The following is an 11,201-nucleotide window of genomic DNA, read 5'->3' on the forward strand; positions in this document are numbered from 1 at the left end:
CGTGGCCGTGGCCGACAAACTGGAGACCTATCGCGCCAAGCGCGACCCCCGGCGCACGAGCGAGCCGATCCCCGACGCCGAGCCGCTGCCGAGGGGCGACGACGACACCTTCGTCATCCAGGAGCACCACGCGCGCTCCCTCCACTGGGACCTGCGGCTCGAACGCGGCGGCGTCCTCGTCTCCTGGGCGATCCCCCGGGGCCTGCCGCCCGACCCCGGCACCAACCACCTCGCCGTCCACACCGAGGACCACCCCATGGAGTACGCCCGGTTCGAGGGGGAGATCCCCCAGGGCGAGTACGGCGGCGGCCGGATGTTCGTCTGGGACCGCGGCCGCTACACCACGGAGAAGTGGACCGACCGCGAGGTCAAGATCGTCCTCAGCGGCGCCCGGGCCTCCGGCCGCTACGTGCTGTTCCAGACGCGCGGCAAGAACTGGATGATCCACCGGATGGACCCGCCCGTTCCCGGGTGGGAGCCGATCCCGGAGACGGTCGTCCCGATGCGGCCGGTGACGCGCGCCCGGGTCCCGCGGGACGCCGAGCGGTACGGCTGGGAGTTCTCGTGGGGCGGCCTGCGGGCCGTCGCGCTCGTGAGCGGCGGGCGGCTCGTCCTGCGGGACGCCTCCGGTACGGAGATCACCAAGGAGCACGGATGGCTGCGCGCCATGGCCGAGTCGCTCGGCAGCCGCTCCGCCGTCCTCGACGGCGAGATCGTCCCTCTGGGCGGGAACCCGGTGTACGTCTGCTCCGACCTGCTCTACGACGACGGGCGGTCCCTGCTGGCCGAGCCGTACGAGCGCCGCCGCGCCCGGCTGGAAGGGCTGGAGCTGGCCGGGCCGCGATGGCAGACCGCGCCGAGCTGGCCGGGCGAGGTGCGGGCCGTCCGGCGGGCGGCCGCCGAGCAGGGCCTGCCAGGCGTGCTGGGCAAGCGGCTCGACTCGCCGTACGAGCCGGGCGAGGAGTCCCCGGCCTGGGTCCTCCTGCCTTCCTGACGCCCTGTTCCCGTCTCGTCCCCCCGCCTGGCCGCCGGAGGCCGGGCGGCTGAGGGGAGCGCGGAAGACAAGACTGCCGTTTCCCTGCGCCCGCCCCTAGATTTCCCGGCACGCGGTCGAGGAGATCGAGGAGGAGGGGACGTCGCATGGAGCTCTGGGAGCTCGGCGCGGGGGAGCTCGCGCGGCTGGTCCGCGAGCGGCGGGCGTCGTGCCGGGAGACGGTGGAGGCCTGCCTGCGGCGGATCGAGGCCGTGAACCCGCGGGTGAACGCGGTCACGGTCACGCTGGGGGAGCGGGCGCTGGAGGCCGCGCGGGCGGCCGACGAGGCCCTCGCGCGCGGCCGGCCCGCGGGGCCGCTGTGCGGCGTCCCGTTCACCGTCAAGGAGAACGTCGATGTGGCGGGCTCGGCGACGACGCTGGGCGTCGTCCCCCTCCGTGACGCGGTGGCGTCCCTGGACGCGCCGCCCGTCGCCGAGCTGAGGGCGGCCGGCGCGATCCCGATCGGGCGGACGAACATGCCCGAGTTCGGCATGCGCTGGCACACCGAGAACGCGTTGCGCGGCCCCACCCGCAACCCGTGGTCCGCCGGGCACACCCCGGGCGGGTCGAGTGGCGGCGAGGCGGTCGCCGTGGCGACGGGGATGTCCCCCCTCGGGATCGGGAACGACGGCGCGGGGTCCCTCCGCTGGCCCGCCCAGTGCTGCGGGGTGAGCGCGTTGAAGCCGTCGCTCGGCCGGGTGGCGCAGGCAGGCGAGCGCGCCGGGCCGGCGCCGTTCGCCTTCCAGCTTCTGGGGGTGCACGGACCGGTCGCGCGCCGGGTGGCCGACCTGCGACTGGCCTTCGCGCACATGTGCGGGCGGTCCGGCGGGGATCCGTGGCACGCCCCGGTGCCCCTGACCGGCCCTCCGGTCGGCACGCCGGTGCGGGTGAGCCTCGTCGCCCGCCCCGGCGGAGCCGTCCCGGACCCCGGCGTCGCGGACGCCTTGCGGCGGGCGGCGGCGGCGCTGACCGAGGCCGGGTACGTCGTCGAGGAGGCAGAGGCGCCCGCCCTCGTCCGGGCCGCCGAGATCCACACCCAGATCATGTCGGCGTACGGCCGGGTGCACCGCGAGCAGCCGCCCGTGGAGACGGTGGCGTCCGAGGGGTTCGCCCGCTTCTGGGCCGCCTTCGAGCCGGTCTGGAACCGGTCGGCGGGCGAGCCCGCGTTCGACCCGATGATGGAGCGGGTCTCCCTCGCCCGCCTGTGGGCCGCGTGGATGAGCCGGACGCCCCTGGTGCTCGCCCCGATCCGCACGCACCCGGCCTTCCCGGTCGGCGCCGACCTCGATCCCGGATGGCTGGACGGGTGGCCGGAGACGATGCGGACGGCGGTCGCGGTCAACCTCCTCGGCCTGCCCGCGGTCGCCGTGCCGGCCGGGGTCGCGGCCGGCCTGCCGCAGGCCGTGCAGATCATCGGGCCGCGATTTCGCGAGGACCTGTGCCTGGACGCCGCCGAGGTGATCGAGGCCGCGGCGGGCCCGCTGACGCCGATCGACCCGGCGCCCCTGCCGATCCGGCCTGACCGTGCGTGATGCCGCACCGGACCCCGTGACACGCCGGTGCCCGTGAGCGCCCGGCCCGCATGGGACCGCGCTGACGGGGTACGGCCGCGGGCGGCAGGAGAGGGGGACGCCATGGCACACGGAGACGAGACGGCGGGCGGCCGGGGCGCGGGCGGGGAGATCCCGGACCGCCTGCCCCCACTGGCCCAGTCGCCGGACGCGCAGCCGGAGGGCGACCCGGAGGGCGGCGCCAGCGGCGACTGGCACGCCCCGGGCGCGGACTCGGCGGACGACGTGGACGAGCCGTACGACGAGTGAGACCGCCCGGCGCGGACGAGGCGGTCAGGCGGCGGGGCGGTGGGTGCCGCGGTGCCCGTGGTGCCCGTGCGGGGGCGGCCCGGCCAGGTCGGCGCCGCCGGGCCGGTACGGATCGCCGGCCCGCAGGTCGGCCGTCTGCAGGGCGCGGCTGATGTCACTGGGTGTGATCAGCCCCACCAGCCGGCCGCCGGCGTCGACGACCGCGGCCCGCCCGTCGGAGCAGCCGCTCATGCGCGGCAGCAGGTCCGTGAGCGGCTCGTCGGGGTGCGCCGTCGGCACGTCCCGCGGCGGGCACGCGATGTCGCGCAGCCGTGTCAGGGGCCGTTCGTGCGGAGGGACGTCCCGGAGCCGGTTGAGCGTCACCAGTCCCGCCAGCCGGCCGTCCTCGTCCACCAGCGGGTACGTGGACAGCCGGTGCCGCATGACCAGGCGGTCGACGAGGCTCGCCACGGTCTCGTCGGGACGGGCGGCGAGCGGCTCCCCGGACATCACGTCGGCCACCCTGATGCCGTGGAGGGCGGCGCCGACCCGCGTCTGCTGCTCCTCCGCGGTCGCCGCGTTCACCAGGAACAGCCCGATCAGAGCCAGCCAGATCCCCTGCAGCCCGCGCCCGCCGACCAGTTGGAGGAAGCCCAGCGCGATGAGGGCGTACCCGAACACGCGCCCGGCGCGCGCGGCCGCGACGGCCGCCCTGGCCTGGTCGTGCCACACCGACCAGAGGATCGCCCGCAGGATCCGGCCGCCGTCCAGCGGCGCGGCGGGGACCAGGTTGAACAGGGCGAGCAGGACGTTGACCCCGGCCAGGTAGGCGAACATCGCCGCGGCCAGCGGCGCGGCGCCCGTCGTCGCCAGCAGCCAGGCCACGAGCGCGGACACCACCCCGAGGGCGAGGCTGGTGAGAGGGCCGACTCCGGCGATCTTCAGGTCCTCGCCGGGAGTGCGGGGCACGCCGCGCAGCTCCGCCACGCCGCCGAGCAGCCACAGCGTGATGCCGTTCACCTCGATGCCGTGCCGCCGGGCCACGACCGCGTGGGCGAGCTCGTGGGCGAGCAGGCAGGCCAGGAAGAGCACCGCCGAGGCCACCCCGGCCAGCAGGTACGCCGCGGCGGGCAGGCCGGGGACGTCGAGCGGGAAGCGCCCGAACGCCAGCCCGAAGACCAGGATCACGACGATGACGAGCACACTGACGTTGATGCCGACCGCGACGCCCCCGACGCGGCCCAGGCTCATCGAGGATCGCATGGCGCCTCCCCCAGGCACGGCGTGACCGTCCCCTACCCACCTGGCGGGCCCCCACGCGAAATAGGCCCCCGCGCCGGGCCGTCCCCGTCAGGCGACACCGCGGACCCCCGGTTCGTCCACGAGGTCGCCCGTCGACCAAGGCGCCCGGTGCGCGGCGGGGGCGGCCGCGACACCGGGCGGGACTTGGGGGTGGGCGGGCCCGTCAGCGCACGTAGATGTTCGGCTGCGGGGGAGTGCCCATGCCGTCCCCGATGAAGAAGGTCGGGTGCGGCGGCTGGTTGTAGGCGGTGTTCTGCCAGGCGACGGCGACCCGGTACATCGGGTCGTGCATCAGCGTCGGGATCCGCCGCGTGGTGGGAACGGTGGTGCTGTAGATGCGCAGCGCCCGGTCGTCGCTCGTCGGCCAGACCACCTCCTCCCGCCAGTCGCCGAACAGGTCGCCCGACAGGGACGGCGTCGACTTGGTGCCGTTGTTGGAGTGCACGCCGCTGCCGGTCAGCAGCCGGGTGTCGGAGCCCGTGCCGTACTTGTCGACGTGGGTGCCGTCGAGCAGTTCGCGCACCGGGTCGGCGTCCCACCAGGCCAGGAAGTTCGTCGACCCGGGCTTGCGGCCGACGTTCTGGCCCCTGGTGTTGTAGACGCCGGAGACGGCCGCCGACCACGACTCCGCGCCGGGGCTGCCCGCCCACACGTCGTCGGACACGCCGCGGCCGTTGTCGCACCCACAGGAGGCGTTGCTCCAGAGGGTCTGACCGGTGCGGCCGTCGGCGAACCAGGCGGCCGGCTTGCTGGTGTCCTCGTCGACCTTGAAGACCTCCAGTCCGGCATGGCCCGGGTCGAGGTCGCCGACGTGCAGGGCGTCGCCGTGGCCGTAGCCGGTGTTCCACAGCGGCCTGCCGTTGTCGTCGATCGCCATGGCGCCGAAGACGATCTCGTCCCGGCCGTCGCCGTCGAGGTCGGCGACGGACGTCTGGTGGTCGCCCTGGCCCCGGTACTGGCTGCCGGCCGAGTCGGAGTCGAACTTCCACCGCTCGACGAGGGACCCGTTGCGGAAGTCCCACGCCACGATCACCGTACGGGTGTAGTAGCCCCGCGACATGATCAGCGACGGCCGGGCGCCGTCCAGGTAGGCGGTGGCGGCGAGGAACCTGTCCACCCGGTTGCCGTAGCTGTCGCCCCAGGAGGAGACCGTGCCGCGCGGCGGGTCGTAGGCGACCGTCGACAGGGCCGCGCCGGTCAGCCCGTTGAACATCGTGAGGTACTCGGGGCCGGACAGCACGTAACCGGAGGAGTTGCGGTAATCGGCCGAGGAGCTGCCGATGACCTTCCCGGTGCCGTCCCTGGTGCCGTCGGCGGTCTTCATGGCCACTTCGGCCCTGCCGTCGCCGTCGTAGTCGTACACCTGGAACTGCGTGTAGTGGGCGCCGGCGCGGATGTTGCGGCCGAGGTCGATCCGCCACAGCCGGGTGCCGTCCAGCCGGTACGCGTCGACGTAGACGTTCCCCGTGTAGCCGGACTGGGAGTTGTCCTTGCTGTTGGACGGGTCCCACTTGAGCATGAACTCGTACTGCCCGTCGCCGTCCAGGTCGCCCACGCTCGCGTCGTTGGCGCTGTAGGTGTAGGCCACGCCGTCGGGCGTCGTGCCGCCGGCCGGGGGCTGGATCGGCACGTCCAGATGGTCGCCGCCGGTGAGGCGCAGCGACGGCTCCGACGCCGCCTGCTCGACGCCGCCCACCACCGCGCGCACCGTGTACGACGCGTCGGCGGCCGCGCCGCTGTCGAGGTAGTTCGTGGAGTCGGTGACGGTCGCCACCCTGGTGGAGCCGCGGTAGAGGGCGAACGGGGTGGTCCGGCTCTCGGTGCCCAGCAGCCGCCAGGACACCAGGTTGCCGCTGCCCGAACGGACGCTGATCAGCCCCCGGTTCAGGTCCTCCATCTGCCGGGCGCCGCTCGGGGTCGGCGTGGGCGTCGGCGTGGGCGTCGGGGTGGGCGTCGGGCTGGGCGTGGGCGTTGGTGAGGGCGTAGGTGTGGGCGTCGGGCTGGGAGTCGGGGTCGGGGTCGGGGTGGGGCTGGGCGAGGGGCTGGGCGAGGGGCTTCCGGTGGCCGACCCGGTGCAGGCCGTGCCGTTCAGGGAGAAGGCCGCCGGGGCCGGGTTGGCGGAGGTCCACGAGCCGTTGAACCCGAACGACGTCGAGCCGCCGGTGGCCAGCGCGCCGTTGTACCCCGCGTCCCGGGCCGTGACCTGTGCGCCGCTCTGCGTGACGGTGGCGTTCCACGCCTGGGTCACGGCCTGCCCGGCGGTGTACGACCAGGTCAGTGTCCACCCGCTGATCGGGTCGCCCAGGTTGGTGATCGTGACGTTCGCGCCGAACCCGCCCTGCCACTGGTTGGTCACCGCGTAGTCCACCCGGCACCCGGCGGCCGCCGAGGCGTCCGCGGTGGTGGCGGCCCAGGCGCCCATCGACGCGACCGCGGCGACGACCACGGGGAGGACGACGCGTCTTCGCGTCCTGAGCATGCGGGGCCTCCTGTGTGCGCTGACGACTGTGTGCGCTGACGAGACGGGCCGGTCCGGTCGCCGGGCGGCATGCGGAGGGGGGCGCCCGCGGCCGGCGCGGCGGGCCCGGACCGTGTTCCGCGTCACTGTCACGGCCGCCGTCACCGGCCGTCAAGGGCGGGGGACAGCCCCCTGTCCGCTCAGCCTCCACACCTGGCACGAGCTCCGGAGGCCGGTGAAACGTACAGCCCTTTCGCAACCGCTTCGGTGTCGCGAGCGAAGACATGGGAGAGGACGCGACCCTACGCGCACGGCTCGGCTCACGCACGGCGTGGCGGTCACGCACGGTGCGGCGAACCACGCCGTCGCCGGTACGGCGCGCGGGGCGACGACGGGAGGAGGACCATGGCGGAGCGCGGCACCGTGGTCGTGATCGGGGCGGGGCTGGCCGGCCTCGCCTGCGCCGTACGGCTGCACCGGGCGGGGGTGCCCGTACGGGTGCTGGAGTCGTCCGACGGGGTGGGCGGACGGGTCCGCACGGACCTGGTGGACGGCTTCCTGCTCGACCGGGGCTTCCAGGTGTTCAACACCGCCTACCCGGAAGCGGCCAGGGTCCTGGACATCGGGGCCCTCGACCTGCGGCCGTTCAACTCCGGCCTGCTCGTGCACCGGGACGGAAGGCGGGAGCGGGTGATGCTTCCGTGGAGGCACGCGGGCCAGGCCCTGAGCGGCGCCCTCGCCCGGATCGGCACGCCGCGCGACAAGATCACTCTCGCCGCGGTGACAGCGCGCGACCTGGCGCTGCCCGGTGCGCTCGTCCGCGGCGGGACGGAGCGCACCACGGAGGCCGAGCTGCGGCACTGGGGCATGTCGTCCGAGATGATCGAGAACCTGGTCCGGCCGTTCTTCTCCGGCGTCGTCCTGGAGCGGGAGCTGGAGACCTCCAGCCGGATCTTCCACCTCCTCTGGCGCTCGTTCGCCCGGGGGACGATCGGCCTGCCCGCCGGGGGGATGGGGCGGATCCCCGCGCAGCTCGCCGCCCGGCTGCCGGACGGCGCGGTCCGTCTGGAGACGGCGGTCACGGCCGTGACCGAGGACGGGGTGGCGCTCGCGGGCGGGGGGGACGTCCCCGCAGGGGCCGTCGTCGTCGCGGCCGATCCGCTGACGGCGGCGCGGCTGGTGCCCGGCCTTCCGGTGCCGCCGATGCGCTCGGTGACGACGTTCTACCACGCCGCCCCGCGCTCGCCGCTCGGCGAGGCGACCCAGGTCGTGGACGCCGAGGGCGTGATCACCGACACACTCGTGATCACGGACGCGGCCCCCGAGTACTCGACCGACGGCCGGGCGCTGATCTCGACGTCGGTCCTGGGCGTTGCCTCCGACGCGGACGAGCGGCGCGTCCGCGCCCGCCTCGGCGAGATCTACGGCGGCACCGCCTCATGGGAGCACGTCGCGACGTACCCCATCGAGGCGGCCCTGCCCGCGATGCCGCCGCCCATGCCGCTGCGCCGTCCGGTACGGCTGCGCCCGGGCCGGTACGTCTGCGGAGACCACCGGGACACCGGCTCCATCCAGGGCGCGCTCGTCTCCGGGCGCCGCGCCGCCGATGCCGTCCTCTCCGACGTGGCCGGCTCCTGAGCGTCTCCGGCAGCCCGCTCCGCCGGGCGCGGAGGCCGGGGGCGTCCGGCGCTACTTGTCCTGCAGGCCGAGCCAGTGCTGCATGCAGATCATGAGCTCCTCGGCGTCGACCGGCTTGGTGACGTAGTCGCTGGCACCGGACGACAGCGTCTTCTCCCGGTCGCCGTGCATGGCCTTCGCGGTCACCGCGATGATCGGCAGCTGGGCGAAGCGCGGCATCGACCGGATCGCGCTCGTCGCGGCGTAGCCGTCCATCTCCGGCATCATGATGTCCATCAGGACCAGGTCGACGTCGTCGTTGCGCATCAGCATGTCGATGCCCTTGCGGCCGTTCTCCGCGTACAGCACCTGCATGCCGTGCAGTTCGAGGATCGTCGTCAGCGCGAACACGTTGCGCACGTCGTCGTCCACGACCAGCACCTTGCGGCCCACGAGCTTGCTGTCGACCTGTTCGACCTCCCGCAGGGGCTCCTCCTCGGAGGCCGGCTGGACCAGCGGGAGCACGTTGCCGGGCTCCTCGGCCGACAGGTGCAGCGTGATGCGCTCGCGCAGCTCGTCGAGGCTGGGCAGGCGCTCCAGCGGCTGGTTCCTCGACCGCACCTGCAGCAGGTCCTCCTGGGGGCGCGACAGCTTGCGCGAGTGGTGCGCGAGCACCGGCAGCGCCCGCAGCGCCGGGTCGGAGTCGAGGCCCTTCAGGAACTCGGCGGCCGCGTCGTGCGGCATGCCCAAATCGAGCACGATGCAGTGGAAGCCCTCCTGGCGCAGCGCGGCCAGCGCCACGGCCGGATCGCTCGCCGTGGACACCTGCACCGGCCCGTGCGTGTCGTTCAGGTCGGCCGCCACGCTCTGGGCGAGCATCGACAGCAGGCCGCCGGGCCGGGCCTCGACCACGAGCAGGCGGCGCCGCTCCCGGCCGTCGAGGCGGTGCGTGTCCGCGGTCGCGGAGGCCGGCACGGGCGGCGCCGCGACGGGCTCGGCGATCAGGGGCTCGGCCGCCTCAGGCTCCGGCTCGACCGGGACGGCCGCCGGGTCGAACGACGTCTGGACGAGCGGGAGGTAGAGCGTGAAGGAGCTGCCCTCGCCCAGGGTGCTGGCCGCGCGGATCTCGCCGCCGAGCAGCGTGGCGATCTCCCGGCTGATCGACAGGCCGAGGCCGGTGCCGCCGTACTTGCGGCTGGTGGTGCCGTCCGCCTGCTGGAACGCGTCGAAGATCTGCGACAGGTTCTCCGCGGCGATGCCGATGCCGGTGTCCACGACGTGGAAGGCGAGCACGTCCTGCCCGGGGGCGCCCGGCAGGTCGACGCCCGCGCCGCGCTCGATGCGCAGCTCGACCGAGCCCTCCTCGGTGAACTTGACCGCGTTGGAGAGCAGGTTGCGCAGGACCTGGCGCAGCCGCTGCTCGTCGGTGAGCAGGCTGGGCGGGACGTCGGGGGCGACGGTGACGCCGAACCGCAGGCCCTTCTGCGTGGTGAGCGGGCGGAAGTTGGCGTCCACGTAGTCGAGAAGCTGCCGCAGGCTCACCGCCTCCGGCGTGATGTCCATCTTGCCGGCCTCGATCTTGGAGAGGTCGAGGATGTCGTTGATGAGCTGGAGCAGGTCGGTGCCGGCCGAGTGGATGACGTTGGCGTACTCCACCTGCTTGGGCGTGAGGTTGCGGGTCGGGTTCTGCGAGAGCAGCTGGGCCAGGATGAGCAGCGAGTTGAGCGGCGTGCGCAGCTCGTGGCTCATGTTGGCGAGGAACTCGCTCTTGTACTTCGAGGCGAGCGCGAGCTGCTGGGCGCGGTCCTCCAGCTCCTGGCGGGCCTGCTCGATCTCGCTGTTCTTCGTCTCGATGTCGCGGTTCTGCTGGGCCAGCAGCTCCGCCTTCTCCTCCAGCTCGGCGTTCGAGCGCTGGAGCTCCTCCTGCCGGACCTGGAGCTCGGTGGCCAGGCGCTGCGACTCGGCCAGCAGCGCGTCGGTGCGAGCGTTGGCCACGATCGTGTTGACGTTGACGCCGATCGTCTCGACGAGCTGCTCCAGGAAGTCGCGGTGGACCTTGGAGAAGCGGCGCAGGCTGGCCAGCTCGATCACGCCGAGGACCTGGTCCTCCACCACGATCGGCAGGACCATCAGCGTGACCGGGTCGGCCTCGCCCAGGCTCGACGACACGGTGAGGTAGCCGGGCGGGATGTCCTCGACCAGGATCGTCCGCCTGGCCAGCGCGGCCTGGCCGACCAGCGACTCGCCCAGCGCGTACCGCCGCAGCGTCTCGCGGTGCCCGTAGCTGCCGACGACCCGCAGCTCGGTGCCGGACGCCGTCTCCTCGGCCAGCAGGAACGTGCCGTGCTGGGCGCCGACGAGCGGGGCCAGCTCGTTCATCACCAGCTCGGCGACCGCGGCGAGGTCGCGGTGGCCCTGCATGAGGCCGGAGATGCGGGCCAGGTTGGTCTTGAGCCAGTCCTGCTCCTGGTTGGCCCGCGTCGACTCGCGCAGCGACTCCACCATGGAGTTGACGTTGTCCTTCAGGTCGGCCAGCTCGCCCTCGGCGTCCACCGTGATGGAGCGGGTCAGGTCGCCGGAGGTCACGGCGCTGGTGACCTCGGCGATGGCGCGGACCTGACGGGTCAGGTTCCCGGCCAGCTCGTTGACGTTCTCGGTAAGGCGCTTCCAGGTGCCGGACACGCCCTCGACCTCGGCCTGGCCGCCGAGGCGGCCCTCGCTGCCGACCTCCCGGGCCACGCGGGTGACCTCCGCGGCGAACGACGAGAGCTGGTCGACCATGGTGTTGATGGTCGTCTTCAGCTCCAGGATCTCGCCCCGGGCGTCGACGTCGATCTTCTTTGTCAGGTCGCCCTGCGCGACCGCCGTGGTGACCTGGGCGATGGACCGCACCTGGCTGGTCAGGTTGTCGGCCATCGAGTTCACGTTGTCGGTGAGGTCCTTCCAGGTGCCGGCCACGTTGGGCACCCGGGCCTGGCCGCCGAGCTGGCCC

General features: G+C 73.9%; 7 protein-coding genes. 4 read left to right on the top strand and 3 right to left on the bottom strand.

Translation table 11 applies throughout. The features are described 5' to 3' along the window. The first annotated feature begins 7 nt into the window (after nucleotides 1–7). The 3 genes from Mco01_RS10940 to Mco01_RS10950 all read left to right on the top strand — a co-directional run bounded on the left by Mco01_RS10940 (nucleotide 8) and on the right by Mco01_RS10950 (nucleotide 2,853). Complete coding sequence (locus tag Mco01_RS10940; protein ID WP_239103507.1) at nucleotides 8–994, top strand: DNA polymerase ligase N-terminal domain-containing protein; 987 nt, start codon at nucleotides 8–10, stop codon at nucleotides 992–994. Nucleotides 995–1,140: 146 nt separating this feature from the next. Continuing rightward, the gene (locus Mco01_RS10945; RefSeq protein ID WP_204056764.1) at nucleotides 1,141–2,565 is read left to right on the top strand and encodes an amidase; all 1,425 of its coding nucleotides are present in this window, start codon (nucleotides 1,141–1,143) and stop codon (nucleotides 2,563–2,565) included. 102 nt (nucleotides 2,566–2,667) lie between these two features. Beyond that, nucleotides 2,668–2,853, top strand: a complete 186-nt coding sequence (locus tag Mco01_RS10950; RefSeq protein WP_204056765.1) for a hypothetical protein — start codon at nucleotides 2,668–2,670, stop codon at nucleotides 2,851–2,853. Between the two features lie 24 nt (nucleotides 2,854–2,877). Here Mco01_RS10950 and Mco01_RS10955 read toward each other — a convergent pair whose 3' ends face one another. Continuing rightward, nucleotides 2,878–4,095, bottom strand: coding sequence for a site-2 protease family protein (locus Mco01_RS10955; protein WP_204056766.1), 1,218 nt, complete (start codon nucleotides 4,093–4,095; stop codon nucleotides 2,878–2,880). Nucleotides 4,096–4,297: 202 nt separating this feature from the next. Then, nucleotides 4,298–6,556, bottom strand: coding sequence for a rhamnogalacturonan lyase family protein (locus Mco01_RS10960; protein WP_372444818.1), 2,259 nt, complete (start codon nucleotides 6,554–6,556; stop codon nucleotides 4,298–4,300). Nucleotides 6,557–6,997: 441 nt separating this feature from the next. Here Mco01_RS10960 and Mco01_RS10965 point away from each other — a divergent pair, with 441 nt between their 5' ends. Next, nucleotides 6,998–8,230 carry an NAD(P)/FAD-dependent oxidoreductase gene (locus Mco01_RS10965; protein ID WP_204056768.1) on the top strand — a complete coding sequence of 411 codons (1,233 nt, stop codon included), beginning with the start codon at nucleotides 6,998–7,000 and terminating at the stop codon, nucleotides 8,228–8,230. Between the two features lie 51 nt (nucleotides 8,231–8,281). Here the strand turns inward: Mco01_RS10965 and Mco01_RS10970 are convergent. After that, on the bottom strand, nucleotides 8,282–11,201 hold a 2,920-nt coding region (locus Mco01_RS10970), incomplete at its 5' end, for a hybrid sensor histidine kinase/response regulator (RefSeq protein ID WP_204056769.1).

The organism is Microbispora corallina, assembly GCF_016863035.1.
Classification (GTDB): domain Bacteria; phylum Actinomycetota; class Actinomycetes; order Streptosporangiales; family Streptosporangiaceae; genus Microbispora; species Microbispora corallina.